Consider the following 26655-nt stretch of genomic DNA (forward strand, 5'->3'; position numbering starts at 1 on the left):
AACGGCGTCAATGGCCTTCCGTTGCCTCGCCACCCACCGGCTCAACCGCCAGCCGCCTGGCCCCCAGCCCGGTAAACAGCTCCGTCCGGCAGGTCAGGATCAGGATCTGCAACCGCCCGGCGGCCTCGGTCAGAATGTCGAACATCCGGTCCAGCCGCCCCGAATCGGCATAGGTCAGGGCATCATCCAGCACCAGCATCGCCGGCCGCCCCCGCGCCCGCATCAGGTCGGCCAGCCCCAGCCGCGCCAGCACCGCGATCTGCTCCCGCGTCCCGTCCGAGAGATTCACGAACGGCTCGTCGATCCGCCGCGACAGCGCCGAGATACTGAAATCCGGCTCCACCGTAGCCACGGCACGCGGAAACAGCGCGCTCAACGCCGGCTGCACCGCACGGGCCAGCGGGGCCAGATAGCGCTCGGTCGCCGCCCGCTCCGCCGCCGCCACCGCATCGCGCAGGCACTTCAGGATCGCCACCTCGCGTTCGCACGCCGCGTCCTCGGCGGCATGGGCCGCGCGCAACCGCTCCTGCGCCGCAATCCGCTCGTCCAGCCCATCGCCCTCCGCCGCGCGAATGCGAGCCTCACGCGCCGCCATCTCCTGCCGCAATGCGGCCAGGCGGGCATGCCCATCCTGAATCGTGCGCTCCAACCGCTGGATCGCGGCATCGGCCAAGGCCTCGGTCCCTTCGGGCCGCGTCTCCTCGATGCGCAGCAACGCCTGCTCCGCCCTCTCGGCAGCGTTCTGGTCGGCAGCCAGCCGGGCCGACAGCGCGTCATCCGCCTCCACCGCCCGCGCGGCCTCCAGGTCGCGCGCCAACTGGGCCACGCCATCCCGCGCCACCTGCGCCTCGGCCCGCAGGCGCGCCAGATCCTCCGCCGCCCGCCGCATCGTCTCGTCAGGCGCCAGCAGCGCCCGATGCGCGGCTTCATACCCATCCTCGGCCGCCTGCATCGCCTCACGGGCCGCCTCCAGCACCGCCAGCGGATCGCCCGCCGCCGCCTCCGCGTCAGCCTCGCCGATCCGGGCGATCCGCACATCCAGATCCGCCAGCCGCCGCCGGGCCGCCTCCGTCGCATGCACCGGCGACTGACCACTGGCGGCCAGCAGCCCACCCAGCACCGTCCGTGCCGCCTGAAAAGCCAGTTCAGCCTGCCGACGCGCCGCCAACGCAGCCTCGGCGCCGACAATATCGGCGCAGCCCGCCTCTGCCAGCGCCCGGCGCAGCGCTTCTTCCGCCCCGGCCAGTTCCGCACGCAGCGTATCCCGCCCATGGCTGGCCGGCGCGATGCGGATCGTGCCGATCCCCTCGATCCGCAGCAGCGCATTGTCCGTCACCACAACGCGGCCGCTCTCCAGCGCCACCTCGTCAAGCACCAGCCGCCCGTACGCGCCGTCGGCCAGCACGATATCCAGCGTCGTCGCCTGGGCCTGGCTGGCCGCCCGCGCCGCATCCAATGCGCGTTCAGCCTGCCGGATCGCGTCCATCCGCGCATCGTCGATCGTGCAGGCTTCACGCTCCGCCACCGCCCGCGTCACCGCCCGCGCCGCCTGCTCCAGCCGATCCAGCGCCGCCGCCGCCTCGCGCCGCTCATGCGCCAGCCGCGCCCGCTCCACCCGGCCGGCCGCCCGATCCAGCGCCTCGCGTGCCGTCCGGCGCGCGATATCGGCCACCCGCACCGTGTCCAGCCGCGCGGCATGCGCCGCCGTCGCCGCCGCCTGCACGCCCTGCGCTGCCAGGAACGCCGCCTCCAGTTCCGCCACCCGCGCCGTCCCCGCCACCAGATCGCGCTCCCAGGCCACACGCCCCGCCAGATCCTGCCGCACGGCCGCCAGTTGCGCCGCCGCATGGTCGCGCACCGCGCGCGCGGCCCGATACCGGGCATCGTAATCGCGCAGCCGGTCACGCACCCGGCCCGCCTCCGCCAGATCGGCCCGTTCCTTCTCGCGCCGGTCGGCATCGTCCTCATGCGCCAGGCGGCGGCGCAAATCCGCCATGGCGTTCAAATCATCTTCCAGCGCCTGCCGCCGGCCTTCCAGCCGCGCCAGTTCGGCCGCCGCTTCCTGCTCGCCCTCCTTCGCCGCGCGAAAACGGCCACGCGGATTGCCCCGCCCGTCCAGCAGCACGGCCAGATCGGCCGCCACCCGCGACAGCACCCGCGCGGCGGCATCCCCGCCCGTCATGGCATCCAGATCCGCCTCCAGGCACGAGCGGATGGTCGCCCGCGCGGGGTCCGAAAAATCCGGCTGCACCAGGCTTTGCCCCTGCGTCACCCACAGCGCGTTCAGCAGGCCCATCGCCTCGGCACCGCGCCTGCCCGCTTCCACACCCAGCAGATCGTGCAGTCGCGCTTCCGCCGCATCACCATCCAGCCGTTCGCCCCCGCCCTCCAGCCGAGCGAAGGCACGCTGCATGAAGCGCTTTTCCAGCCGCCAGTCGCAGCCATCGAGCGTGAAATCGACCGCGATACGCGGCGCCCCTTTCCCTCCATAAGGTTGCAGGCCGGCGACCGGTCCTGCCTTGGACCCATGCGCGAGGAGAAACACCGCCCGCAACGCCGCCAGCAGCGTCGATTTACCGAATTCGTTCGGCGCCCCCAGCAGGTTGATCCCCGGCCCCAGCCCCACCAGCCGCACCGCGTCGCCAAACCGACGAACCTGCTCGACTTCCAGCCCCCGCAGGATCATGCCGCCGCTCATGCCATCCCCCCGGCCCCATCACGCGCCAGCAGATACAGCCGCTGCAACGCCGCGGCCGCGATCGCCCGCGCCGCATCGTCCCCCTCGCCGGCCTGCCGCGCCAGCGTCTCGGCGGCGGCCCGCACCGCGCCCCCCGGCCCGAATGCCTCCAGATCGTCCGATGACGGCGCCAGCCCCGGCGCGCCGTCAATCCGCAGCAGCCGCAATGCCGACCCCAGCCCGTCCACGATCCGCGCCTGCCAGCCCTCCAGGTCCGACAGCCCCAGCGCCCCGCTGACCGCCAGCCACACCAGCACCCGGCTTGGGTCGTCGGGGTCGAGCGCACGCAGCCGCCCTTCCAGCGCCGCGATATCATCGGCACAGGTCAGCACCGCCTGTGCGCGCTCCCAGCGAAAGCGCCCCACGACATGGGGTTCCACCAACGGCTCGGCCCGCGGCCCATCCAGCGTCACCAGCAGCGCCTGGCCGCCCCCCGTCCCGCCGAGATCGAACCCGTCGATCTCCGGCGTGCCCGAATACCAGGTCCGGGCATCGATCTTCACGGCGCCATGCCAGTCGCCCAGCGCCAGATAGGAAAGCCCCGCCTGCCGTGCCCGATCGACGGCGAGCAGGTTATGGCCCGGCGCCTCCTCACCGAAACTGCGCACCGACCCATGCGCCAGCCCCACGCGAATCGCCCCCTCCGGCGTCACCGCCCCATCCATCCACGCGGTCGGATCGCCGATCACATGCCGATGCCCCAGCCCCGCCGGCAGCAGCCACGCCGTGCCCGCCGCATCCAGGGGCGCCGGCACATGGGCCAGATGCGGCACGATATGATCCGGCAGCCCGGTCCGTGCCAGCCGGTCCCACAGCCCGTCCCGTTCGTTGAAATCATGATTGCCGGGGATCAGGTGCCAGCTCAGGTCGGGAAACTGGCGCATCCGCTCGACCGGCTGGCGCAACGTGCGTTCGGACGGGCGCAGATGGTCGTAGATATCCCCCGCCACCACCACGCATTCCGCCCCCTGGGCGCGGGCCAGGCGGCCGATCCGTCCGATCGCTTCCAGCCGTTCCTGTTGCAGGACGGGCAGGATGTCGTCGTCGGCGAAGCGGAAGACCTTGCCGATCTGCCAGTCAGACGTATGAAGCAGGCGCATGCCCCCTTATCGCCCGATCCGGCGGCGACGGCCAGAGGGCACAATGGGGCATGCCCCTCCTGCATACCAGCCATCGTCATCGCAGGACAAAACCCACGCCGAACCGGCGGAAGGAAATCTTTCTTTATTCAATCATTAATTTTCCAATCCATTCTTTTCCAATCCCCGAAACCTCCGGCGTCTGATACGGTTTGTCGCAAGCCCGACATATACGGCTCGCCCACAGCCGCCATAGTCCGCGGCTTGCGAGCATGTGGAGGACCATGAAGGCGATGGAACAGGGCGGCGTAACAGCCACGGCGGCGGCGCTCGCGCGCTGGCTCTGGCTGCCGGCAGCCCGCCCGTCCTGGCTGCCGGCGGGCAGCGTCGCCTTCTGCCTGCGCAGTTGGGCCGCCGTCATGCTGGCGCTGGGCGCGGCTTTCTGGCTGCAGATCGATTCTCCCGCCAGCGCGGGCGTCACGGTCATGATCCTGAGCCAGCCCCTGCGCGGGCAGATCCTGTCCAAGGCGCTGTACCGCATGGCCGGCACCCTGGCCGGCGCGGCGGTGGCCATAGGCCTGATCGCGACCTTCGGGCAGGACCGGATGATGTTCCTGGGCGGCGTCGGGCTGTGGCTGGGGCTGTGCGTGGTGCTGGGCACGCTGGCACGCGATTTCCGGGCCTATGGCGCGCTGCTGGCGGGCTACACCGTCGCCATCATCGGCATCGGCTGCATCGACCGCCCCCAGGACGTCTTCGATGTCGCGATCTTCCGCGTGTCGGCCATCATGATCGGCATCGTCTCGGTCGCCATCGTCAATGACGTCACCGGTTCCCCCACCGCCTGGCACCGTCTGGCCACCGGCCTGCGCCACGGCGCGGCCCAGGTGCAGCAGATCGGACGCGATGCCGTCAGCGGGCTCGCCGCCCCCGACGACGTCACCTGGGTATCCCTGGCGGGGCGGATCATGGCGCTGACCAGCCAGGTCTCCTTCGCCCGCACCGAACTGGCCGACAGCGCCCTGCGCATGACCGGCGCCCGCTCGGCGATGGTCGCGATGCTGGACATGATCTCATGCAGCCGCGCCATCAGCGGCATCCTGCGCATGGACGAGGAAGTCCGGCCCGCCCTCCTGGCCCGCGTACGCCGGCGCTTCGGCGACGGCACCCCCTTCGCCGATGAAGACGAGGCCAGCCAGGCGATGACCGACCTGCTGCACCGCGACCCCGGCGAGCCCCCCCTCACTCCCGCCGAGGCCTACCTGATCGAACGCACGATGGCCCTGCTTTCCTACGGGCGCTGGGTCCGCGACGGCATCCGCACGCTGGAGGAAGGCCGCACCGCCCCCCGCCTCGCGCAAAAGGTCCAGATCGGCCGCCAGCAGGACCCGGTGCTGGCCCTGCTGAACGGCACGCGGGTCATGATGGGCTTCACCGCCGCCGCCTTCATATGCATCCTCAGCGGCCTGCCGGAGACGACGACCACCCTGTTGCAGGTCGCCACCATCCTCACCCTGTCGATCACCACCTTCGACACCCGCGCCTTCGGCATGGGCGCGCTGATCGGCGTGCCGCTCTCCACGGTCTGCGCGATGGTGCTCGATACCCGCATCCTGCCCTACGGCTCGGGCATGGTCTTCTTCTCGCTGATGCTGGCCCCGATCATCTTCGCAAGCTGCCTGCTGCTGATCCACCCGCGCCTGATGCCGATCGGGCTGAATTTCGGGGTCTTCTTCTTCATCGTGCTGGGCCTGGACAATTTCCATAATTACGATCCCACCCAGTTCGTCGACCGCAATCTCTATTACATGCTCTCCTCGATCATCCTGTATTTCGCCCTTACGCTGGCACCGCCCTCGGCCCGCCGCCGGCGGTTCCGCATCGCCATGGCCGTGGCCATGACCCTGCGGCGGCAATTCACCGGCCATGGCGACATCGCCAGTCCCCTGCTGATCAGCCGGCAATATGACCGCCTGCTCCAGGCCCGCACCTGGAGCGGCCACCTGCCACAGAAACCCATCACCCTGCGCGTGTTCGACCGCATCGTCTCCCTGGGCGACCTCAACGGCGCGCTGGCCCGCGCCCGCCGCCACCTCATGCGCGCCGCCGCCATCCCGGCGGTGGCCGAACCGGTCGCCCGCACGCAGGACATGCTGCGCACCCTCAACCTGTCCGAGGCCGGCACCCCCATCCTCAGCCACGCCGCCCACCTGCTGGCGGCGGCCGACAGCCTGGCCCCCGCCGACCGCGAAACGCTGATCGGCGCCGTCTCCGGCCTGTTCGGCGCCGCCCGCCTGCTGGACCGCAACGCAAGCGCCTTGCGCCATTACGGCATCCTGCCCGTGCCGGAGACCGCGCGATGACGCCCACCATCACCATCGCCGGGGTGGAAATCGCCTCCTTCCTCGTCGATGCCGGGCTGGCGGTCCTCACCCTGATGGCCCTGCGCCCGCTGCTGGCCAGCCGCATGGTGCAGAAGCGGCTGTGGAACGTGCCGCTGGCCGAATTCGGCATCCTGATCTGCCTGCTCGGCTTCTATGTCTTTCTTCTCTAAAAGGGTCTGATGGTGTTCGAACGTGCCCGCATGGTCATGCGGATTACCACCACACTGGCCATCCTGGCCCTCGCCTCGGTCGTCCTGCTGGCGCTCTGGCAATATTACACCGCCGCACCCTGGACCCGGAACGGCCAGGTGCGCGTCCAGGTGGCCAATATCGCCCCCCGCGTCTCGGGCCAGATCGTGGAGATCCAGGTCACCGACAACCAGTACGTGCATCGCGGCGACGTGCTGTACACCATCGACCCGTTCGATTTCCGCATCGCGGTGGCGCAGGCCACCGCCCGCGTCAACGAACGCCAGGCCGACATGACCATGCGCCTGGCCCAGCACCAGCGCCGCCAGCAACTCTCCTCGGCCTCCGCCTCCGCCGAGGAAAAGCAGCAGTTCGAAGCCGTAGCGGAACAGGCCAAGGCCCAGTATGCCGAGGCCCTGGCCGCCCTGTCGCAGGCACGGATCAACCTGGAACGCACCCAGATCCACAGCACCGTCAACGGCTACGTCACCAACCTGACGATGCGCGTCGGCGATTACGCGACCGCCGGCGTGGCCGACATCCAGGTGATCGACGCCGATTCCTTCTGGGTCGACGGCTATTTCGAGGAAACGCGGCTGCGCGGCCTCTATCGCGGCGCCCTGATGCGCATCGACCTGATGGGCGTGCCGACCCCGCTCTGGGGCCATGTGGAAAGCATCACGCGCGGTATTTCCTCGACCAACGCCGAACGCTCCACCCAGGGCCTGCCCTCGGTCAATCCGGTCTATACGTGGGTCAGGCTGGCCCAGCGCATCCCGGTGCGCATCCATATCGACACCATCCCCGCCGGCCTCACGCTCTCGGCGGGCATGACGGCCAGCGTCGCGATGGTCATGCCGGACGGCCGCCGGCCCCGCCTGTCATGGACCAGCCTGTTCGACGGCCTGAAGCGTCTCCTGGTCCGCCCCAAACCGCCCAACGCCGTGCTGCACGCCCACGCCAGCGCGCCCCTGTCGGACGCGGACCGGAAGCAGTAAGGTCCGCCCAGGAACGAGACAGACCCGGAGAGTACGCCATGCCCCGCCTTCAAGCCCTCGCCGCCGCGCTGCTGGCCCTCTCCGTCAGCCAGGCCCATGCGGCGGGCACCGCCAGCCCGTTCACGGGCGAATGGGCCGCCATGGGCCTCTCCCCGGTCGTGGTCGGCGCGCCCGATGCCCACCATCAGGTCCAGGTCACGCTGCCCGACGAACTGCACAATTACGCGCCGCACCAGGTCACGCTGGCGCCCCACGGCAAGGACAATCTGCAATCGCTGGGCCACGACCCGCTGGTCACGCTGCAACTGGTCTCGGCCAACAGCGCCACCCTGACGGTCAAGGGCACCAAGCCGGGGCAGATGGTCAATCTCCCCCTAAGCCGCAACAACTAAAAACCTGGTCGGAAATGCGCGCTGGTGGCGATCCGACGCGCGTCCGCTGTGCTCCGATGCTCACGGCCATCAAGGCCGCTCCGCTTCGGTGCTCGCGGACGCACGACGGGCGTGCCGCTGCGCGGCACTCTCGCTCACCAGCCCACATTTCCGACCAGGTTTTGCCCGGCCACCGTCAGCTTCGATGAAAAAACCTACCCGCGTCCTTGTTCCGGCGCGTCCAGCAGGGTGAGCAGGCGCTTGCGCAGGTCGGCGGCCTGGGGGCGGTCCAGCACCGCGCGCAGATGCCGCATCTGGCGCCGCGCGTCGTAAAGCTGGTCCAGCAGCGACAGCACCACGGGCATGCCGTCCTCCCCGATCCCCAGGTCACCGGTCAGCTCGGCAATCAGCCGCGCCCGGGCCACGTCGATGTCCTGAAAGACATACGCCCCCGGCTCACCCTCCGGCCGCAGCCATGCGCTGTCGATCCAGTGCTGGACCTCGACCACGCTGACATTGCCCGCCCGGACGCACAGGGTTTCGATCGTGATCATGCGGCACCTCCCCCCTTCGCCTCGCCCGGAGGGGTCCAGGATTTCAGAAAGGTCTCCAGCGCCGCGTCCACGGGGCCGATCGTCACCTGCAAGGTCACATACAGGTTCCCCGCTTCCTGCCCGCCATGGGCCTTCACGCCCTTGCCGCGCAGCCGCAGCACGCTGCCGGTGTCGGAATGGGCCGGCACGTTCATCGAGACCGACCCGCTGGGGGTCGGCACCTTGATCGGCCCGCCCAGCACGGCGGTCTTCACCCCCACGGGCAGGGTCATGCGCAGGTCGTTGCCGTCCCGGGTATAGGTCTCGCTGGGCGCGACAGTGATGGTGATCAGCGCGTCGCCGGCCGGCCCGCCCTGATGCCCCTCGCCGCCCTTGCCGCGCAGACGCATGATCTGCCCGTCCTCGATCCCCGGCGGGATCTTCACGTCCAGCGTCCCGCCGCCCGGCAGCGTCACGCGCGAGGTGCCGCCATTGACCGCATCCTCGAAACTGACGGTCAGCGAGAAATTCCGGTCATCCCCCCGCGCCGGTCCCTGCGGACGGCGGCGGAAGCCGCGCTGCTGGCCGAACATCGAGCCGAACATGTCGCCCAGATCGTCCTCGGAAAATCCACCGCCCGAATACCGGAAGCCCTGCGCGCCCTCGGCATGGTCGCGATAGCCGCTGCCACCGCCGCCCGCCCAGCCGCGCTCCTGGCCCGCGGCGTCGATCTCGCCCCGGTCGAAACGCGCGCGCTGGTCGGCGTCCGACAGCAGCGCATGGGCCGAGCCGATCGCCTTGAATTTCTCCTCGGCCTCCTTGTCACCTGGATTGAGGTCCGGATGATATTTCTTGGCCAGCTTGCGATAGGCCTTGCGGATGTCGTCCTGACTGGCCGTGCGCGACAGGCCCAGGATCTCGTACGGATCGGTACTCACGGTTATGCGTCTTCTCCCTGGCGGCACGCGATATCGAACAAATCGGGCGCAGCACCCGGCTCCGCCCCGGCGCGCCATCATCCGGACACGCCCCCTGTCTGAAATAATGGGGAGCAGCCGCCGACCGGTCAATGTAAGCCCGCACGCAAGGCTGCCATCCTGCACGCGCGCCTGCCCGGCAGGCGGCTTCGCGCCCGGCCTGAGGCACGCTAGGCTGGGGCACGAAAAAGGGACCACGACCATGATCATCCGCCTCAATGCCCGCCGTCTGCTCCTGCTGCTGGCCGGAACGGGCGCGGCCCTTGCCGGCCCCGCGCAGGCACGCGCGCACAAGGAACATTCGATCTACGGCTCCATTGCCGGCTATCGCGCGATCCTCGATCACGACAGCGACGCCTACCGGTCCGCCGACAGTTTCTGCCAGACCGACGCCTCGGTCAGCGCCGCGACCAGCGGCGCCGTGATGACCGGCAGCGGCGGCAACCAGTTCAAGCGCCTGAAGACGTACTACGCCCATTGCATGGAAAGCCGGGGCGCATGGATACGGATCACCGGCAACGCCCCCGGCGACCGCCCGGACGATCACTGACTCGGACAGAGCCCCCCTGCAAAATCCCCCGGTTGAGTCCGTCCGGCATCTTGTTATAACAAGACCCTGTCCGAACGCTCAGAAGACCGAATGGTCCGCACACAAGGGCCCGCGCAAGCGGCGGCGCCGAGGGAAAAGACCCGATGGGAATGAAAATAGGCCTGTTCGTGCCGTGTTATATCGACGCCTTCTACCCCGGCGTCGGAATCGCGACACTCGAACTGCTGGAACGGCTGGGCCAGGACGTCACCTACCCCACCGAGCAGACCTGCTGCGGCCAGCCAATGACCAATGCCGGCTGCGTGTCGGATTCGGCGGCGGCCGAGGCCCTGTTCGTCAAGCTGTTCTCCGGTTTCGACGCCATCGTGATGCCCTCGGGAAGCTGCACTCATCACGTCCGCTCGCATTTCGACGCGATCGAACAGACCGACGCGGTGCGCCACGTCCGCGCCAACACCTACGAACTGGTCGAATTCCTGCACGACGTGCTGAAGGTGCGCGATTTCCCGTGGGCGGAATTTCCCCACACGGTCGGGCTGCATAACAGTTGCTCGTCCCTGCGCGCGCTGCGCACCGCCAGCATGTCGGAACTGGGCGAACCCGCCTTCTCCAAGCCCATGACCCTGCTCTCCGGAGTCAAGGGCATCCGCTTCGCCACGCCCGCGCGGCCCGACGAATGCTGCGGCTTCGGCGGCACCTTCTCGGTCACCGAGGAAGCCGTCTCCGCCCGCATGGGCCTGGACAAGGTCCGCGATCATTTCCACGCGGGCGCCGAATATATCGTCTCGGCCGACTCTTCATGCATGATGCACCAGCAGGGCTGTGCCGAACGCAACCGGGTGGACATCCGCTTCATTCACATCGCTGAAATCCTGAACGGAGCCCGGCAATGAAGGAAAAGCCCGTCAACCACGCCGCCGCCGCCGTCGCCTTCATCGCCGACAAGCCGCATCTGGATTTCCACGATGCCAGGCTGTGGGACATGCGCCAGAAGCGCGACGCCCAGATGCACCTGCTGCCCGAATGGCAGGAACTGCGCAGCCGCGCCTCCGCCATCAAGGAACACGCGCTGGCGAACCTCGCGGATTATCTCGAAGAGTTCGAGCGCAACGCCAAGAGCAACGGCATCCACGTCCACTGGGCGGCCGACGGCGCCGAACATAACCGCATCGTCGGCGAAATCCTGGCAGCACGCGGCGCCAAGACGCTCATCAAGAGCAAGTCGATGGTCACCGAGGAATGCGACCTCCGCCCCTACCTGGCGGCGCGCGGCGTCACGGTCACCGAAACCGACCTCGGCGAGCGCATCCAGCAGCTCGACGACCAGTTGCCCAGCCACATCGTCGTGCCGTCGGTCCACAAGCTGACCAGCGACGTGGCGCGCATCTTCGCCCGCTCCTACGGCACCGACCCCAACGCCGACGACCCGCACCAGCTCGCCGAGGCCCAGCGCCTGGCCGCCCGCCCGGTCATCCTGCATGCCGACGCGGGCATGACCGGCGGCAATTTCTTCGTGGCCGAAACCGGCACCTTCGTCGTCTGCACCAACGAGGGCAACGCCGATCTCAGCGCCACGGTGCCGGGCGTGCATATCGCCACCATCGGCATCGAGCGCGTCGTCCCCCGCATGGCCGATCTCGGCGTGTTCATCCGCCTGCTGTCGCGCAGCGCGCTCGGCTCGCCCATCACCCAATATACCACCCATTTCCGCGGCCCGCAGGATGGCGGCGAGATGCATGTGGTGCTGGTCGATAACGGCCGCTCCGCCCGCCTGGGCATGGCGGATTTCTGGACCTCGCTCAAATGCATCCGCTGCGGCGCGTGCATGAATACCTGCCCGGTCTACCGCCGCTCGGGCGGCCTGTCCTACGGCGCGGTCTATTCCGGCCCGATCGGCGCGATCATCGACCCCACCTTCAACGAGCGCAAATACAGCACCCTGCCCTACGCCTCGACGATGAACGGCAGTTGCACCAATGTCTGCCCGGTCAAGATCAACATCCACGAGCAGCTTTACAAATGGCGCCAGGTGCTGGTCGAGCACCACCAGATGCCGTTCGTGAAGCGCGAGATCATGCACATGGCCGGCAAGCTGATGGGCCAGCCCAAGCTCTATCGCGCCGCCATCAACGGCACCGAAACCGCCCTCAGCACCCTGCCGCGCTTCGCGCTCTATAACTGGCTGAACCCGTGGGGCAAGAATCGCGAACTCCCCAAGCCGGTCAAGGAAACCTTCCATAGCTGGTACCGCCGCAACCGCCCGGCGGACGGCAAGGCCACGCCAGAGAACGCCAAAACGGAGACCAAGGCATGAGCGCCCGCGACAGCATCCTGGCGACCCTGCGCCGCAACAGCCCCCCGCCGGCCGCCCACCCCCTGCCCGACCCTGCCGTGCTGGGCGAAGCCGACGCCAGCCCGGAACGCTTCAGCGCCAGCCTGCTGCAGATGGGCGGCACGATGCTGGACCGCCAGCCCGACGAACCGCTCGACCAGGCCATCGCCCGCCGCTTCCCCAAGCCCGGCCTGATGATCTGCTCGCTGGTGCCCGAGGCCACCGGCACGGTGCGCATCGAGGACCTGCCCACCCCGCAGGCCGCCGAACCGGTCGACGTCACCATCGTCCGCGCCGCCTTCGGCATCGCGGAAACCGGCTCGATCTTCCTCAGCGAGGCCCAGCTCCACCTCAACGCCATCGCCCACCTGACCCAGCACATGGTAGTCCTGCTGGACCCGGCGCAGATCACGGCCAACCTGCACACCGCCTATCTGCGCCCGGAATTCCACACCGCCCGCTACGGCGTGCTCATGAGCGGCCCCTCAGCCACCGCCGACATCCAGGGCGTCCTCATCCGCGGCGCCCAGGGCGTCCGCAGCCTGACCGTCTGTTTTGTATCGGAATAAGGCAGAAACCGTCTTCTCACCACCCCGCACGCCAAACGGTCATTGCAATACAGAACGAGTCCGAGAGCGTCCTCGACCAAAGGCCGGGTGATGCTCTCTTGCATTCGTCTCATAGTCAATCGGTTTCGTCGATGAAGACCAGACGGGTGGGATCTATATCGGCCTGATATCGCTTCCAGAACTTATGCTTACGCGCAATGTCAGACTGACCCTGCTCGCAGGGCAGCACGCTTTTTTCGAAGCTGATTCCTTCGGATTGAAAAAAGCGCGACCGCATTTCCCGTGTCGGCCTGAACGCCCCACTCGTCACGCGCTCTAAAGATCAGAGACGCGGATTTCGCCAGACCTGCAGACCATCAGCAATGGTAGCATTGAGCAAAGAATTTAAATTTGGATTATAATTCATAACTGTAGGATGTTCGTTTTCCAAACACCACCCATTCTGGAAGAAAAGATCTATAAGATCCCCATCCAATTTCCTCGAATGCGTTCCAATTATGATATACCTGACTTTCTCATTAAGTATGGAAATGGTTTTATTGCAAATATCATATTCCCCCCCTTGGATGTCGATATGAATAAAGTCCCACAATGGACGTTTAGATAAAATATAAGAGAAAGATAAAACCTTAACTTCTATCATATTTTCAAGATTAAATGAAGAGCTGAGATATTTTTCGTCTTCGGAATTACCCTCCTGCATTGGCCGTGCGCTGGCCTCATTTTTGGGATCTGTAAGAATAGGCCAACGGGCGGTGCCATTTTCAATGCCGACAGCCCCTTGAATTAATTCCACTGAATATTTGTCAAGTGCATTATCTTTGATATGCTGCTGCATGGTTTCAAAGCGGGCTGGATCTCCCTCCACCCCGACAAGATAAATATTTTTTATGCCGCGAAGTTCCGCCGCTTTTCCTGCAGCCGTAATCCACGGCCCGTTTCCTGCACCAAGTTCAATAGCGGAAAAACTATCGCCTTTGGTCGCCGCGACCGCGCGTAGAGTACCAATCCATTCTCCTGCGCCGGAACGATAGTCGGAAGGGACGGGAAGACCAAGGACCACATTGTCCAATCCTTCGCATCCATGCCACAGAGAACTTATGCGGGTTTTCTGCCCAACGAAATCCGTCACAAATCCTGGAAGTGGCTTCTGATCTTTGATTTCCCAAGACTGAAGAAAATCTATATCTTCCTTGGAATATTCCGGCCACCTGTTCTCAGGCTCAGCATAGTACCCAGAACGAAATTCCGGCGACTTTGTGAAGGCATTGATCAGATCTTTTCTAGGCCTCCCATTCTTTAGAGAACTCACATGTGCAGATAACCCTGCATCATCTGCCGGTCGATTCAATATAATATTATACAGGACCTTGACAAAATCTTCATTGGACAAATCCTTATTAAGGGTGTCTACAAGTAAATTATTCATTTTGATCTCACAAAATATTTGTTAGAATTTGGACCATACATTCTGAATATTTCAAATTTTATTTGAAGATAAAACCCCCTCTTTAGCATGCCTCTATATTATTTCAATTTTCATGGAGAACCGGAATATGTCAATTGGAAAGCTCCATCACACGCATTTTGTTGAAGGAACGGCGATCAGGGAGAACTGCTGGAACCTTTCAATCTCGCGGCAGGCGGTGCGCAGGATAATCCGGTCAGGGCAACAAAAGAAGTCAGCTACGGTTTCTGAACGGCGAGATTTCGTTGCCTGCCTCATGACATCGCAGCGATAGATCTGACGCATCGAGATGCGCCGAGGTCATTTTGGTATTAACAAATACGCTGACCCATTCGCCATAGAACAAATTATGACGCGCGAATGGGCCGTCATGGCCGAGCGCGAAGAGGCCAGAGATCACTCTGGCGGCCCGGACAGCCAGTTGATGCAGCGATATGACGTACATTAATTTCGCCAGGCCGCCATTCCACCCGCACGACAGAAGACCCCTTTCAATGACGCGATCAGGCCTTGTCCGCCCGGTCACGCCCCCCATCAGCCGCCCGGCGGCGCCATGAATTCCGGCCCCACCGGGTCGGTGATGTGCGCGGCCAGAATACGGTCGATCTCCACCTTGTCGTCCACCGACAGATGCCAGCCGCAGGCCTGGTCGATGCCTGCGATCTGCTCGGGCTTGCGCGCCCCCCACAGCGCGATGGTCGGCCCCTGGTCCAGCACCCAACGGATCGCCAGCGCCAGCACCGACCGCCCGAACCGCTCCTTCGCAAACACCTCCAGCGCCGTCACTGCCGCCAGATACTGGGCAAAGCGCGGTGCCTGGAATTTCGGATCGGCACTGCGCAGATCGTCGCTACCGAAATGGCTGGCCGCCGTCATCTTGCCCGACAGCAGCCCCCGGCACAGCGGCCCATAAGCCAGCACCGCCAGACCATGCCTGACCGACCAGGGCAGGATATCATCCTCGATCGCGCGTTCGAACAGATTATAGGGCGGCTGCACGGCCGCCAGCGGCGCCACGGCGCTGAACTGCTCCATCTGCGCGACGGAGAAATTGCTCACCCCCAGCGCCAGCACCTTGCCCTCCCGGTGCAGGTCCTCCAGCACGCGCGCGGTCTCGTCCAGCGGTACCGAGGGGTCGGGCCAGTGGATCTGGTAGAGGTCGATCCGGTCGGTGCGCAGCCGGCGCAGCGAATCCTCGATTTCCTGCCGGATGCGCGCGGCGGAACAGTTGCGGAACGGCTTGCCGTCCTTCCAGTCCAGCCCGACCTTGGTGGCAATGGCCACCTTGTCGCGCCGCCCGTCCAGCGCCTGCCCCACGACCTCCTCGGAATGGCCGAATCCATAAACCGGCGCGGTATCGATCAGGCTGATCCCCAGATCCAGCGCCTCGTGGATCGTGGCGACGGCCTGGCGGTCGTCGGCCCCGCCCCACATCCACCCGCCGATCGCCCAGGTGCCCAGCGCGATGCGCGAGACCGGAAAGGGAATGCCCGAGACGGCAATGGTTTCCATCGGCATGAAATGCTCCTTCCTGCCCGCCTCCCTTGGAGGACGGACTCAGCAATCGGGAAAGAACGCAAAAAAGGACCGGAGCGCACGAGCACCCCGGCCAAGTCTTTCCCTCGTATGCAAGCGACGGCCGAGCCGTCACGTTCCATCCGGCACCCGAACCGCTCGCACGACAATGAAAAAGCATTTCATCTTGTTATCTTTGCCGTGAACGGCAGCGTCACGCGGCCCCGCCACGCAACGCCGCCTCTTTCCCCGTCCTGCGTCGCGTCCTATGGGTAGGGTGCCGGCGTCGTGTGCGCGACACGACCGGCCCGCGCTGAATGGAGAAGCGAAGCAATGTCGCGCAAGGTTGCCCCGACGGTATCACGCACGATCACCCTGATGGCCCCCCTGGCACTCCTCGCCGCCTGCGCCCCGCGCTACCCCTCCCCCCATCCGGCCCACACGCCATCGGCGCAATATGCCGCCGGCCAGGGCGCGCTGGTGGTGGACGACCACGTGCCCGACTTCGCCAGCCGCAATTTCGAACCCTTCACCCGTCAGGACGTGGCCGCGATCGCGATGCGGGAATGGCGGCTGTTCGGCCAGCCGGTGAATGACGACGACCCCGAACAACGCCCCGAGGCCGCCAGCGCGACCGTCAAGCCGGAACGCATGCCCGGCCTGTGGCAGCGCGTGGGCGAATATTGGTGGATCGGCCAGGACCCGGGCGAAAGCGAGGTCGCCTGGACCGGCAAGCACAATACCGAAGGCGCGATCACCAACTACGTTCATGACGGCATGTTCGCCTGGTCGGCGGCGTTCATTTCCTACGTCATGCGGGTCGCGGGCGCGAACGACCGCTTCGCCTATTCGCCGAATCACTCCACCTATATCAACGCCGCCGCCGCCGGTACCGAAAGCGGCGTCCGCGCCCAGGACCCGGTCTCCTACGCCCCGGCGCTGGGCGACCTGATCTGCGTCGGGCGGGGCGCGAGCAAATCGGTCCGCTTCGCCGACCTGCCGACCCGCTATGGTTTCCCGGCCCATTGCGGCATCGTCGTCGCCACCAACCAGAACGGGCAGCCCTTCGGCCATCAGATCAGCATCATCGGCGGCAATGTCGACGACGCGGTCGCCCTGACCCACGTTCCCGTCGGGCCGGACGGCAAACTGGCCGACCCCACCGGCCACAGCTACGACCCGCGCTACCCCTGGTGCGTCGTGCTGCAAGTGCTGTACGACGCCGATGCCGAACCGGCCGACCGCGAATAAGGCCGGGTCGTCATAAACCGCCGTTCAGGGAACGACCTGCGAAGCCGCATGCCGGATGGCGCGCGCCATCGCCTCGACCCCATTCCCACGATTGGTCGAAAGCGCCTGCACCAGCCCCAGATCGCGCAGGAAGCCGGAATCGGTCGCCAGGATTTCCTCGGCGCTCCGGCCCGAATAAACCCGCAGCAGCAGCGCCACCAGGCCCGAGACGATGGCGGCATCCGACGCACCGGCAAAGAACAGCACACCATCGCGGTCGGTCATTTCCAGCCACACCTGGCTCTGGCAACCCGGCACGCGATGGGCGTCATTCGTCCATTCGGCGGGAAAGGGCGGCATCGTGCGGCCCAGTTCGATGATGTACTGGTAGCGCTGCATCCAGTCATCGAAGAGGTCCAGTTCCTCGCCGATCGCCGCAATCGCGGCGGCGGCGGTGGCATCCTGGGGCAAGACGAAAGGATCAGTCATCAAGGCTACCTGACAAGAATAAGCAAATGGACGGACAAAGACTAAAACACATCCTCACCCGCTAGAAGCCCGCCCCGCCCCGCCCCCGGTTTGTGGCCGGAAACCGTGAGCTGGCGAGCGAGAGTGCCGCGCAGCGGCACGCCCGGCGTGCATTTCCGAGCATCGGAGCGGAGCGGCCTGATGGGCCGTGAGCACCGAAGCGCAAGAGACGCGCGCCGGATCGCCGCCAGCGCGCGTTTACGACCACAAGCTCAGAGGATGAAGCGGCTGAGGTCACCCTTGCTGGCCAGCGGCTCCACCCGGTCGCGCACATCGGCGGCGGTGATCCGCACGGTCTGGCCGGACCGATCCGCCGCCGTGAAGGACACCTCCTCCAGCAGCTTCTCCAGCACCGTCGCCAACCGCCGCGCCCCGATATTCTCGACCCGCTCGTTGATGTCGGCCGCCAGTTCCGCCAGCGCATCCACCGCGTCGTCCGAGAAAGCGAGATCCAGCCCCTCCGTCCCCAGCAGCGCCGTATATTGCTTCAGCAGCGAATGTTCCGGCTCGGTCAGGATCCGCCGCAGATCCTCGCGCGTCAGCGGCGCCAGTTCCACGCGGATCGGCAACCGCCCCTGCAATTCCGGCAGCAGGTCCGACGGCTTGGCGATATGGAACGCGCCGGAGGCGATGAAGAGGATATGGTCCGTCTTCACCGGCCCGTATTTGGTCGAAACCGTCGTTCCCTCGATCAGCGGCAGCAGATCGCGCTGCACGCCCTCGCGCGAGACATCCCCGCCCCGGAACCCGCTTTCCGACGACCGGGCGCAGACCTTGTCGATCTCGTCGAGGAACACGATGCCATGATCCTGGGCATGCGCCACGGCCTCGCCGACCAGGGCGTCGTTGTCCAGCATCTTGTCCGCTTCCTCGCGGGTCAGCGCCTCGCGCGCCGCCGCCACGGTCATCTTCCGGCGCTGCGGCACACGGTTCATCAATCCCTTCATCATGTCGGAGAAATTGATGACGGTACCGGGCTGCATGTTGGGCATCTCGCCCATGCTGGGGCCGCTCTGGGCATCGGCGACCGAAATCTCGACCTCCTTTTCCTCCAGTTCGCCGGCCCGCAGCATACGGCGGAACTTGCCCTTGGTATCGGCCGAGGCTCCCTCGCCCACCAGCGCATCCACCAGCCGGTTCTCGGCCGCCTGCTCGGCCCGCGCCTGCACGTCGCGACGCCGCAGGTCGCGCAGCATGTTCAGCGACACCTCGACCAGATCGCGCACGATGCTCTCCACATCGCGGCCCACATACCCGACCTCGGTAAACTTGGTGGCCTCCACCTTCAGGAACGGCGCCTGCGCCAGCCGCGCCAGCCGCCGGGCGATCTCGGTCTTGCCGCAGCCGGTCGGCCCGATCATCAGGATGTTCTTCGGCACCACCTCGTCGCGCATCCCGTCGGGCAACTGCGCCCGCCGCCAGCGATTGCGCAGCGCAATGGCCACCGCGCGCTTGGCGTCGCCCTGGCCGATGATGAAGCGATCGAGTTCCGAGACGATCTCACGCGGAGAATGGTTAGGAATATCCATCATGCGTTCTCCCCGCCCTTCTCGCCCAGTGTCTCCAGAATCACCGAATGGTTGGTATAGACACAGATATCCCCGGCAATCCGCATCGCCCGCCGCGCGATCTCGGCGGCCGTCAGCCCATCCATCCCGGCCAGCGCCCGCGCGGCCGAAAGGGCATAATTGCCGCCCGAGCCAATGGCGATGATGCCATCCTCGGGCTCCAGCACGTCGCCATTGCCGGTCAGGGTAAAGGAGCGCTCGATATCGGCCACCGCCATCATCGCCTCCAGCCGGCGCAGATAACGGTCGGTCCGCCAGTCCTTGGCCAGTTCGACACAGGCGCGCTCAAGCTGGTTGGGAAACCGCTCCAGCTTGGCCTCCAGCCGTTCCAGCAGGGTGAAGGCATCGGCGGTGGCGCCGGCAAAACCGGCCAGGATGGTGCCGGCCGGCCCGATCCGCCGCACCTTGCGGGCATTGCCCTTGATGACGGTGGCGCCCAGCGTCACCTGCCCGTCACCGGCCATCGCCACCTGTGCGCCGCGTCGCACACACAGGATCGTCGTTCCATGCCAGCCGACTGGATCATGGGGGGTCGCGTGTAAGTTCTGCATGACTGACAGAAATAGGCCGTTCCCGCCTCAGGACAAGAGCAGCCCCATCATCCGCCCATCGCGCGGGCGACATGTCCCGACAATTCGGCCTGCGTGAACGGCTTGCGCAGCACCAGCGCATCCTCCGGCAGCGCGGCATTGTCGGCATAGCCGGTCAGGAACAGGATCCGCGTGTCGGGGCACAATGCCCCGATCCGGCGCGCCGCCTCTTCCCCTCCCATTTTCGGCATCATGACATCCAGCACCACCAGGTCGGGCTGATGCGGCGCCATCGCACCGATCCGCGCCAGTGCCTCGTCCCCACCCGGCGCCTCGATCGCCTCATGCCCCATGCCGCGCAGGAAACCCGCCGTCACGGTCCTGACCGTATCCTCGTCATCCACCACCAGCACCCGCAGCCCCTTGCGAACGGGCCGATGCACCAGCACCTCCGGCCGATCGAGAGCAGCCGCCGGGCACCGATGGACCGGCAGGTACAGATCCACCCGCGTTCCCTGCCCCGGCGCACTGCTCACCCGCACATCGCCCCCGGCATGCCGCACGAAGCCATAGATCATCGACAGGCCGAGCCCGGTCCCCCGCCCGACATCCTTGGTCGTGAAGAACGGCTCGAAGATCCGCGCGAGCGTCTCCGGCGCCATGCCGGTGCCCTGGTCGGCCACCGACACCACCACATATTCGCCCTCCGGCAGGTCATGCTGCGGCACACCGCCTTCCGCCACCGGTGCCTCCAGCCGGGCCACCCGCGTCGAGAGCATGATCATGCCGCCATCCTGCATGGCATCGCTGGCATTCAGGCACAGATTCAGCAGCGCCAGTTCCAGTTGCCCGGCGTCGGTCCGCACCATCGGCACATCCCCGGCCGCATCCGTGGTCTCGATCCCGATCTCGACCGGCGCGCGCGAAGCCGCCTCGCGCCGACGCGCCGTAACCCCCTGCACCAGCAGGTCATGCATGCCGCGCAACAGCGCGTTCACATCGACCGGTTGCAGGCTCAGATCCCGTGGCCGGCTGAAATTCAGCAGCCGCCGCGTCAGGTCGGCGCCCCGCCGCGCCGCGCCCATGGCATTGTCCAGCAGATGGGTCGTGCGCTCGTCCAGCCCCTCGCCCATATCGACGGCCAGTTCCAGAGACCCCATCACCGCCGTCAGCAGATTATTGAAATCATGCGCGATGCCGCCGGCCATGGTGCCCAGCGCCTGCATCTTCTCCGCCTGGCGCAGGCGGGCCTCCATCTCCCGCTGCCGGGTGATGTCCCGATTGATCAGAACCGAATAGGCCTCGCCCCGACTGTTCACACCCAGTTGCGCACGGGTGAACTCCCGCCACGTCACGCTGCCGCCGGGGCCGGGCACCGACATCACTTCCTCGTCCCGCCCCTCGGCCTCCAGCCGCGCCTCGGCCGCGCGCACCGCCGGCAGCAGCGCGGGATCGGACAGATCCTCCTCCCGCCGGCCAAGACAATCCGCCTCGTCCCGGCCATAGAAAGCGGCAGCCTTGCGATTGATCCGGATAAACCGCCCATCCGGGTCCTTGAAGGCCAGCCCCGCACGCAGATTCCCCAGCAACCCCCGCAGCAGCATCCGCTCGGTCTGCAATTCGCCTTCCAGCTTGTGGCGATGCGCCGCCTGCACGACCATCGCGCGCAGGGCATCCCCGTCCCAGGGCTTGTGCGAATAGAACGAAATCCGCCCCTGGTTCAGCGCCGCCGCCACCGCGCCGATATCGGCGTACCCGGTCAGCAGGATCGCCTGCGCGTCGCACAGCCCCCGCGCCCGCGCCAGCATCACGTCGCCACCCATCTCGGGCATGCGCTGGTCCGACACGATGACATCGACATCCCGCCGCCCGGCCAGGATCTCCAGCGCCTCCACCGGCGAGGTGGTGGAGAGGATGGTGAAATCATCCTCCAACAGATCGGTCAGCGCCACCAGGATCTCGGGCTCGTCATCCACCAGCAGCACAACGGGGCGATCGGTCACGCCTGCATCTCCGTCATGCCACGGGCAGGCTCGGCCATCGCCTCGAAATGCGGCTGCCACGGCACCGAAATGGTAAACACGCTTCCCCGTCCTCCACTGGCGCCCCAATTGGCGCCCCTATCGGCACCCTGCACCGCATCGGCGATCGTGATGGTCCCATGATGGGCCTGCACCACACTGTAGGCGATGGCCAGCCCCAGCCCCGTCCCGGCTCCGACCGGCTTGGTGGTGAAGAACGGCTCGAAGATCCGCTCCTTCACCTCCGACGGAATGCCGGGCCCATTATCCGTCACGATGAAGACATAGGATTGTTCGCCCGTTCCCTCGCTCACCCGCAATTCGGTGGCGATCCTGATCACCCCCCGTGCCGGCCCCGCCGGGTCGCCCCCCTGCCCGGCATCCTCCAGCATGGAATGGATCGCATCGGCGGCATTGCTGATGATGTTCATCATCACCTGGTTCAGCAACGCGGACTGGCAGTACAGGCGCTCGGGCGCCCGATAATCCCGTTCCACCACGATCAGGTTGCCGAATTTCTGCGTCAGCAGCGCCAGCACCGTCTCCAGCGCCTCGGGCACGTCGATCACCTGGAACAGCCCTTCGTCGAGCCGCGAGAATTTCCGCAGGTTCAGCACCAGGTTCTGGATCCGCCGCAGCCCCAGACTCATCGAGTCGACACGGTCGCGGCATTTCATCAGCGTGGCGTGCCGGTCGCCATCCGCATCCCCGGCCGTCTCGTCCTCGGCGATCACCCGCGCCAGCAGCCGCGCCACCGTGTCCTTGTGCGCCAGGATAAAGGCCAGCGGATTATTGATCTCATGCGCGATCCCCGCCACCAGTTCGCCCAGCGAGGCCATCTTGGCGGTCTGCACCAGCTTGCCCTGGGTTTCGATCAGCCGGCGGTTGGCATCGGCCAGTTCGGCATTCGCCTGTTCCAGCGCCTCGGCCAGCGAGGCCTTGGACGCAATCGCCGCCGCCTCGGCCCGCGCGGCCTCCACCGCGATCTCGCGCGCCTGCCGGTCCAGTTCCAGGCGCCGCACATCGTCCTGCAACAGCTTGCGCCGCACCAGCGCGCGAATCCGCAACGCCAGCACATCGGGCTCGATATCGTCGGCCACGATATCGTCCACCCCGGCCTCGAACGCCCGGGCGGGAAAAGCCCCCCGCGCCGCGTCCGGCCCGCTCAGCCCCAGGATACGCGGCGCCCCGCCGCCCGCCACCACCACATCCTGCCGCAGATCGTCCAGCGCCTGGCAGAAGGCGATGCCGTCGAACCGGTCGGACACCAGATCGACCACCACGCAGTCAGGCGCGCGTGCGGGGTCGAACCAGTCATCCCGCACCATCGCGCCGGGCGAGCCGATCACCGTCACATCATGCCCGTCATTGCGCATCAGGGCCGCCAGCCCCGCCACCACCTCCTCGCGCGCGCCTTCGCCCCCGACGATCAGGATGCGCGCACGGCGAAACAGCGGGCTGGCATCCCGCTGCCCGGCCCCCGTGCCCGCCCCCTCGCGCAGCAGCGCGCGGATGCGAAAAACGATCAGGTCCGGCTCGGCCGATTTCGGCACATAGGCGTCGGCGCCGCTCTCCAGCCCTTCACGCTCCAGGCCTGGCTCGCCCCCCTCGGTCAGCATCAGCACCGGGATCATGCGGGTGGCGGCACTCATGCGAAGCTGGCGCGCCATCTGCCCGCCATTCATGCCCGGCAGATGGTAATCGGCCACCACCAGGTCCGGAATCCGCGTATCCAGCGTATCCAGCGCGGCCTCGCCGCTGGCCACCCGCGTCACCGCGAACCCATGGCCTTCCAGCATGCGGCGTATCCGCAGCGCCTGGGTGTCGGAATCCTCGACCAGCAACAGCGTCGGCGGCACCTGCGCCTCGGCGGAAGCGTCGGTCATAACGCCCGTCCTTCCATCCCGGCCGCCACCGGCATGGGTGCAGCAGCCGAGGCGACGGCAACCAGATGCGGCGCGATCTGCCCCAGGGGCAGGCTGATCGAAACCCCACCAATCCGCTCGGCGGCACCGGGCATCCCATGCACGATCGACGTGCTCCGGTCCTCGGCGATGGTATATCCCCCCGCCCGGCGCATGTCGCGCAGCCCCACGGCCCCATCCTCACCCATGCCGGTCAGCAGGACGCCGATCCCCCCGGCCCCCACCCGCGCCATGGAGGTAAACAGGGCGGTCGCCGAAGGCCGCTGCCCGCCCACCGGCGGCGCGTTCACCAGGCGGATTTCATCACCGAGCCCAAGAGTCAGATGCGCTTCGGCCGGCGCGACATAAACATGCCCCGGCCGCAGGATTTCCCCCTGCCGGGCCAGCCCGACCGGCAGCTTCGTCTGGGTATCGAGCCAGGCGGCGAACCCCTCCATGAACCCCATGCCCATATGCTGCACCAGCAGGATCGGCCAGGGGAACGTGGCCGGCAGCGCCCCCATGACATGCGCGAAAGCCTGCGGCCCGCCGGTCGAGGCCGCCATGCCGACCAGACGCGGGCGCAGGCGCGGCGGCGGCGGCGCGGCCCCCGCGGCGGGCACAACCGCGCCATACTGCACCCGATGCCGGATCACCGGCACCTGGCTCATGATGTAAAGCTGGGTCGCGATCGCGCGCCCCCCGGCGGCATCGACCGGCCAGCCGGCCGGCTTCTGCACCACCGACAGCGCGCCGGAACGCAGCGCATTCATCGAAATCCGCAACGCCGGATCGGTCGAGGCATCGCTGATGATCACGATCGGCGTCGGGCACTCGGCCATGATGCGCCGGGTTGCTTCCAGCCCGTCCATGCCGGGCAGCCGCACATCCATCGAAATCACGTCGGGCCGCAGCATCGGCACCAGGCGTAGCGCCTCCTCGGCCGTTTCCACCGCTTCCAGCAGTTCAAGCCGGGGATCGTCGCGGATCAGCCGCACCAGCACATGCCGGACCACCGCCGAATCCTCCACGACCAGCACCCGGACGCGCGGCCCGGTCCCGCCGGTCACAGCACGCCCCGGATGATATCCAGCAATTCGCCCTGCTCGAATCCCTGCTTGGTCACGTAGGCCCGGGCCCCGCCTTCCAGCCCGCGCCTGATGTCGGCTTCCTCGTTGCGCGACGTCATCAGCACCACCGGAATCCGGGAGAGGCGCGGGTCGGACCTGACCGCGTCCAGCAATGCGAAACCATCCATCCGCGGCATCTCCACGTCCGTCACGATCACGTCGATCCGGCGTGACGACCGGTGCAGCAACGACAGCGCCTCGACGCCATCCGTCGCCAGCAGCACATCATAGCCATGGGTCTGGAGGATCGTCTTCTGGAGAGTCCGTGTGGTAATCGAATCGTCAACCACCAGGATGGTCGGCACCTGCCGGGGCGCCAGCCCCCCGTCCTCCGGCGCCGCGTCCTCGGCCCCGTCGAAATGCCCGCCGGTCGCCCCCGCCTTCTGCCACCGCTCCAGCAGCGTATCGGGGTTGAGCACGAAAACCGGCCGATCGCCGCGCGGCCACCCCACACCGGGGATCAATTCGCTGTCCAACCCCACCGCCTCGGCGTCGGAAATATGCAGGATCCGCACCTCGCGCATCTGATCGACGGCAAACCCGCAACACCCGCCATCCGCCATGCCCAGCACCACGACCGACAGCGCCCCGTCATGCACCGGCAGCGCCGCGTCCGGCCGCCCGAGGAAAGCGGCCAGCGGCACCACCGGCACCAGCACCGCCGCGCCCGCCGCGCCACTCGCCGCGCCCCGCCGCCGATCGAGCGCGAAACAGGCGCGGCCATCGACCATGCGCACATCGGCCTGCCGCACCCGCACAAGCCGCTCGATCACCCGCCCCGGCAGCCCGATCGTCATCTCCCCGGCCTCGACCACCAGCGTCGTGCGCTGCCGGCGCGAGACCGGCACGGCCATCGTCACCACCGTCCCCCAAGGACTGCCCGCCTCCATGCGGACCGACCCCTGCAAGGCCCGCGCGGCCTCGGCCACCACCGACAGGCCCATCCCCCGTCCCGAGATCCGGTCGGCCGCCGCCCGGGTGGAAAAGCCCGGCGCGAACACCATGCCCAGCAGCGTCTCGGGCAGGCGCGGATCGTCGGGCTGCATCAGCCCCTGGCGAACCGCCCGCGCGGCGATCGCCTCCAGGTCCGGCCCCCGCCCGTCGTCGCTGACCGAAACCAGCAGCCGCACGCCCAGCATCCGCACCGACAGCGTCAGCACCGGCTCCGCCGGCTTGCCCTCGGCCTGCCGCCGGGCCGGGCTTTCCATCCCATGGATAATGGCATTGCGCAGCAGATGGATCACCGGGTCGCGCAGCGCCTGCATCACCCGCCGGTCGGCCCGCACATCCATGCCCAGCAGGCGCACCGTCACCTCGCTGCCGCCATGCTCGCGCGCGATCTGCCGCACCATGCCGCTCAACGACCCGAAGACGGTCCCGGCCGGCACCAGCGTCACCGCCCGCACTTCCTCGTCCAGCCGCATCATGGCCCGGTCCGCCTGCCCCGCGATCCGCCCGCGCTCGCGCGACAGGGCGGAAAGCGCACGGGTCAGCCGCGCCAGTTCCGCCGCCGGATCGGTGGTCGGCCCCATCCGCCGCGCGGCAGCGGCGGTCAGGTCCTCCAGGTCCGCCCACAGCCGCTCCTGCCGCTCGGCGATGCCCATCATGTCATGCACCACGCCGACCAGCGCATCGAGGCGCGACACCGGCACCTGCACATAGCTGTCGGCCGGCTCCTCGCGCGCCGACGGGCCCGCCGCCCCCGGCTCGGGCCCGGCCGGAGGCTCCTCGACATCCTGCATACGGGCGTCGATCTGGTCCATCGCGGTGCCGATGGCCGCCAGATCCTCCGCCGTCACCGGCTGCTGCCCCTCCAGCAGCCCGAACAGCCGGCTTTCCAGCGCATGGGCGATGGTCTCGATATCCGCGCGCTCGACGACGCGGGCCGCCCCCTTCAGCGAATGCACCCGCCGGAAAATCTCGCTGATCCCGCGCCCGTCGAGCGGGCCTGCGGCGAGAATATCGCGCACCACCCGCAGATGGTCGCGATATTCGGCATCGAAGACCGCCAGAAGTTCCTGTCGCAGAGCCTCCACGGCCGG

General features: G+C 67.2%; 23 protein-coding genes. 9 read left to right on the forward strand and 14 right to left on the reverse strand.

Annotated elements, in window-relative coordinates; translation table 11 throughout:
* Positions 1 to 7 precede the first annotated feature (7 nt).
* On the reverse strand, positions 8 to 2698 hold the full coding sequence (locus ACMAUO_RS15240; protein ID WP_420357794.1) for an AAA family ATPase: 2691 nt from the start codon (positions 2696 to 2698) through the stop codon (positions 8 to 10).
* On the reverse strand, positions 2695 to 3837 hold the full coding sequence (locus tag ACMAUO_RS15245) for a metallophosphoesterase family protein (RefSeq protein ID WP_420357795.1): 1143 nt from the start codon (positions 3835 to 3837) through the stop codon (positions 2695 to 2697). Before ACMAUO_RS15245 ends, ACMAUO_RS15240 begins: the two co-directional genes overlap by 4 nt.
* 263 nt (positions 3838 to 4100) lie before the next feature.
* Between ACMAUO_RS15245 and ACMAUO_RS15250 the strand changes: the two genes are divergently transcribed.
* The 4 genes from ACMAUO_RS15250 to ACMAUO_RS15265 are packed head-to-tail and all read left to right on the forward strand — an operon-like array spanning position 4101 to position 7779.
* Positions 4101 to 6179: an FUSC family protein gene (locus tag ACMAUO_RS15250; RefSeq protein WP_420357796.1), complete on the forward strand. Its 2079-nt coding sequence runs from the start codon at positions 4101 to 4103 to the stop codon at positions 6177 to 6179.
* Positions 6176 to 6370 carry a DUF1656 domain-containing protein gene (locus ACMAUO_RS15255; protein WP_420357797.1) on the forward strand — a complete coding sequence of 65 codons (195 nt, stop codon included), beginning with the start codon at positions 6176 to 6178 and terminating at the stop codon, positions 6368 to 6370. The genes ACMAUO_RS15250 and ACMAUO_RS15255 overlap by 4 nt, the downstream gene beginning before the upstream one ends.
* 12 nt (positions 6371 to 6382) lie before the next feature.
* Positions 6383 to 7387 (forward strand): HlyD family secretion protein, encoded by a 1005-nt coding sequence (locus ACMAUO_RS15260; RefSeq protein ID WP_420358285.1) that lies wholly within the window; start codon positions 6383 to 6385, stop codon positions 7385 to 7387.
* A 38-nt stretch (positions 7388 to 7425) separates the two neighbouring features.
* Positions 7426 to 7779, forward strand: a complete 354-nt coding sequence (locus tag ACMAUO_RS15265) for a hypothetical protein (protein ID WP_420357798.1) — start codon at positions 7426 to 7428, stop codon at positions 7777 to 7779.
* 194 nt (positions 7780 to 7973) lie between these two features.
* Here ACMAUO_RS15265 and ACMAUO_RS15270 read toward each other — a convergent pair whose 3' ends face one another.
* Both ACMAUO_RS15270 and ACMAUO_RS15275 read right to left on the reverse strand, forming a co-directional pair.
* Positions 7974 to 8312, reverse strand: coding sequence for a chaperone modulator CbpM (locus ACMAUO_RS15270; protein ID WP_420357799.1), 339 nt, complete (start codon positions 8310 to 8312; stop codon positions 7974 to 7976).
* On the reverse strand, positions 8309 to 9229 hold the full coding sequence (locus ACMAUO_RS15275) for a DnaJ C-terminal domain-containing protein (protein ID WP_420357800.1): 921 nt from the start codon (positions 9227 to 9229) through the stop codon (positions 8309 to 8311). Before ACMAUO_RS15275 ends, ACMAUO_RS15270 begins: the two co-directional genes overlap by 4 nt.
* A gap of 241 nt (positions 9230 to 9470) precedes the next feature.
* Here ACMAUO_RS15275 and ACMAUO_RS15280 point away from each other — a divergent pair, with 241 nt between their 5' ends.
* The 4 genes from ACMAUO_RS15280 (at position 9471) to ACMAUO_RS15295 (ending at position 12719) form a co-directional block, all read left to right on the forward strand.
* Positions 9471 to 9818, forward strand: a complete 348-nt coding sequence (locus tag ACMAUO_RS15280; RefSeq protein WP_420357801.1) for a hypothetical protein — start codon at positions 9471 to 9473, stop codon at positions 9816 to 9818.
* Positions 9819 to 9967: 149 nt separating this feature from the next.
* Positions 9968 to 10711, forward strand: coding sequence for a (Fe-S)-binding protein (locus ACMAUO_RS15285; RefSeq protein ID WP_114726688.1), 744 nt, complete (start codon positions 9968 to 9970; stop codon positions 10709 to 10711).
* Positions 10708 to 12132, forward strand: a complete 1425-nt coding sequence (locus ACMAUO_RS15290) for a lactate utilization protein B (RefSeq protein WP_420357802.1) — start codon at positions 10708 to 10710, stop codon at positions 12130 to 12132. Before ACMAUO_RS15285 ends, ACMAUO_RS15290 begins: the two co-directional genes overlap by 4 nt.
* Positions 12129 to 12719: a LutC/YkgG family protein gene (locus tag ACMAUO_RS15295; protein ID WP_420357803.1), complete on the forward strand. Its 591-nt coding sequence runs from the start codon at positions 12129 to 12131 to the stop codon at positions 12717 to 12719. The genes ACMAUO_RS15290 and ACMAUO_RS15295 overlap by 4 nt, the downstream gene beginning before the upstream one ends.
* A gap of 322 nt (positions 12720 to 13041) precedes the next feature.
* Here the strand turns inward: ACMAUO_RS15295 and ACMAUO_RS15300 are convergent, their stop codons facing one another.
* From ACMAUO_RS15300 to ACMAUO_RS15310, 3 genes are all read right to left on the reverse strand, one after another.
* The gene (locus tag ACMAUO_RS15300) at positions 13042 to 14148 is read right to left on the reverse strand and encodes an FkbM family methyltransferase (RefSeq protein WP_420357804.1); all 1107 of its coding nucleotides are present in this window, start codon (positions 14146 to 14148) and stop codon (positions 13042 to 13044) included.
* A gap of 147 nt (positions 14149 to 14295) precedes the next feature.
* Complete coding sequence (locus ACMAUO_RS15305) at positions 14296 to 14472, reverse strand: hypothetical protein (RefSeq protein WP_420357805.1); 177 nt, start codon at positions 14470 to 14472, stop codon at positions 14296 to 14298.
* A 249-nt stretch (positions 14473 to 14721) separates the two neighbouring features.
* Positions 14722 to 15705, reverse strand: a complete 984-nt coding sequence (locus ACMAUO_RS15310; RefSeq protein ID WP_420357806.1) for an aldo/keto reductase — start codon at positions 15703 to 15705, stop codon at positions 14722 to 14724.
* Positions 15706 to 16035: 330 nt separating this feature from the next.
* Between ACMAUO_RS15310 and ACMAUO_RS15315 the strand changes: the two genes are divergently transcribed.
* A complete protein-coding gene (locus ACMAUO_RS15315; protein ID WP_420357807.1) occupies positions 16036 to 16953 on the forward strand; it encodes a DUF2272 domain-containing protein in 918 nt (305 codons plus the stop codon).
* Between the two features lie 24 nt (positions 16954 to 16977).
* On the opposite strand, the gene ACMAUO_RS15320 is transcribed toward ACMAUO_RS15315, so the two are convergent.
* The 7 genes from ACMAUO_RS15320 to ACMAUO_RS15350 all read right to left on the reverse strand — a co-directional run bounded on the left by ACMAUO_RS15320 (position 16978) and on the right by ACMAUO_RS15350 (position 26649).
* Positions 16978 to 17421: a SufE family protein gene (locus ACMAUO_RS15320; protein WP_420357808.1), complete on the reverse strand. Its 444-nt coding sequence runs from the start codon at positions 17419 to 17421 to the stop codon at positions 16978 to 16980.
* A gap of 251 nt (positions 17422 to 17672) precedes the next feature.
* Positions 17673 to 18989, reverse strand: a complete 1317-nt coding sequence (gene hslU, locus ACMAUO_RS15325; RefSeq protein ID WP_420358286.1) for an ATP-dependent protease ATPase subunit HslU — start codon at positions 18987 to 18989, stop codon at positions 17673 to 17675.
* Positions 18989 to 19579, reverse strand: coding sequence for an ATP-dependent protease subunit HslV (gene hslV / locus ACMAUO_RS15330; RefSeq protein ID WP_420357809.1), 591 nt, complete (start codon positions 19577 to 19579; stop codon positions 18989 to 18991). The genes hslU and hslV overlap by 1 nt, the downstream gene beginning before the upstream one ends.
* Positions 19580 to 19626: 47 nt before the next feature.
* Positions 19627 to 21561 (reverse strand): response regulator, encoded by a 1935-nt coding sequence (locus ACMAUO_RS15335; protein ID WP_420357810.1) that lies wholly within the window; start codon positions 21559 to 21561, stop codon positions 19627 to 19629.
* Entirely contained in the window at positions 21558 to 23465 is a 1908-nt protein-coding gene (locus ACMAUO_RS15340) for a response regulator (protein ID WP_420357811.1), read from the reverse strand. The genes ACMAUO_RS15335 and ACMAUO_RS15340 overlap by 4 nt, the downstream gene beginning before the upstream one ends.
* On the reverse strand, positions 23462 to 24553 hold the full coding sequence (locus ACMAUO_RS15345) for a chemotaxis protein CheB (protein WP_420357812.1): 1092 nt from the start codon (positions 24551 to 24553) through the stop codon (positions 23462 to 23464). The genes ACMAUO_RS15340 and ACMAUO_RS15345 overlap by 4 nt, the downstream gene beginning before the upstream one ends.
* Positions 24550 to 26649, reverse strand: coding sequence for a hybrid sensor histidine kinase/response regulator (locus ACMAUO_RS15350; protein ID WP_420357813.1), 2100 nt, complete (start codon positions 26647 to 26649; stop codon positions 24550 to 24552). The genes ACMAUO_RS15345 and ACMAUO_RS15350 overlap by 4 nt, the downstream gene beginning before the upstream one ends.
* Positions 26650 to 26655: the final 6 nt, after the last annotated feature.

The sequence above is a fragment of the Gluconacetobacter brunescens genome, assembly GCF_048695475.1.
In the GTDB taxonomy this organism is placed as follows: Bacteria; Pseudomonadota; Alphaproteobacteria; order Acetobacterales; family Acetobacteraceae; genus Gluconacetobacter.

What these genes read in the sequence shown, in the direction of transcription:
- ACMAUO_RS15245 (WP_420357795.1), bottom strand. Translation starts at nt 3,837, where the DNA reads ATGCGCCTGCTTCATACGTCTGACTGGCAGATCGGCAAGGTCTTCCGC.
- ACMAUO_RS15320 (WP_420357808.1), bottom strand. Translation starts at nt 17,421, where the DNA reads ATGACTGATCCTTTCGTCTTGCCCCAGGATGCCACCGCCGCCGCCGCG.
- ACMAUO_RS15295 (WP_420357803.1), top strand. Translation starts at nt 12,129, where the DNA reads ATGAGCGCCCGCGACAGCATCCTGGCGACCCTGCGCCGCAACAGCCCC.
- ACMAUO_RS15285 (WP_114726688.1), top strand. Translation starts at nt 9,968, where the DNA reads ATGAAAATAGGCCTGTTCGTGCCGTGTTATATCGACGCCTTCTACCCC.
- ACMAUO_RS15300 (WP_420357804.1), bottom strand. Translation starts at nt 14,148, where the DNA reads ATGAATAATTTACTTGTAGACACCCTTAATAAGGATTTGTCCAATGAA.
- ACMAUO_RS15290 (WP_420357802.1), top strand. Translation starts at nt 10,708, where the DNA reads ATGAAGGAAAAGCCCGTCAACCACGCCGCCGCCGCCGTCGCCTTCATC.
- ACMAUO_RS15280 (WP_420357801.1), top strand. Translation starts at nt 9,471, where the DNA reads ATGATCATCCGCCTCAATGCCCGCCGTCTGCTCCTGCTGCTGGCCGGA.
- ACMAUO_RS15305 (WP_420357805.1), bottom strand. Translation starts at nt 14,472, where the DNA reads ATGCGTCAGATCTATCGCTGCGATGTCATGAGGCAGGCAACGAAATCT.
- ACMAUO_RS15270 (WP_420357799.1), bottom strand. Translation starts at nt 8,312, where the DNA reads ATGATCACGATCGAAACCCTGTGCGTCCGGGCGGGCAATGTCAGCGTG.
- hslU (WP_420358286.1), bottom strand. Translation starts at nt 18,989, where the DNA reads ATGGATATTCCTAACCATTCTCCGCGTGAGATCGTCTCGGAACTCGAT.
- ACMAUO_RS15315 (WP_420357807.1), top strand. Translation starts at nt 16,036, where the DNA reads ATGTCGCGCAAGGTTGCCCCGACGGTATCACGCACGATCACCCTGATG.
- ACMAUO_RS15240 (WP_420357794.1), bottom strand. Translation starts at nt 2,698, where the DNA reads ATGAGCGGCGGCATGATCCTGCGGGGGCTGGAAGTCGAGCAGGTTCGT.
- hslV (WP_420357809.1), bottom strand. Translation starts at nt 19,579, where the DNA reads ATGCAGAACTTACACGCGACCCCCCATGATCCAGTCGGCTGGCATGGA.
- ACMAUO_RS15340 (WP_420357811.1), bottom strand. Translation starts at nt 23,465, where the DNA reads ATGACCGACGCTTCCGCCGAGGCGCAGGTGCCGCCGACGCTGTTGCTG.
- ACMAUO_RS15255 (WP_420357797.1), top strand. Translation starts at nt 6,176, where the DNA reads ATGACGCCCACCATCACCATCGCCGGGGTGGAAATCGCCTCCTTCCTC.
- ACMAUO_RS15310 (WP_420357806.1), bottom strand. Translation starts at nt 15,705, where the DNA reads ATGCCGATGGAAACCATTGCCGTCTCGGGCATTCCCTTTCCGGTCTCG.
- ACMAUO_RS15265 (WP_420357798.1), top strand. Translation starts at nt 7,426, where the DNA reads ATGCCCCGCCTTCAAGCCCTCGCCGCCGCGCTGCTGGCCCTCTCCGTC.
- ACMAUO_RS15250 (WP_420357796.1), top strand. Translation starts at nt 4,101, where the DNA reads ATGAAGGCGATGGAACAGGGCGGCGTAACAGCCACGGCGGCGGCGCTC.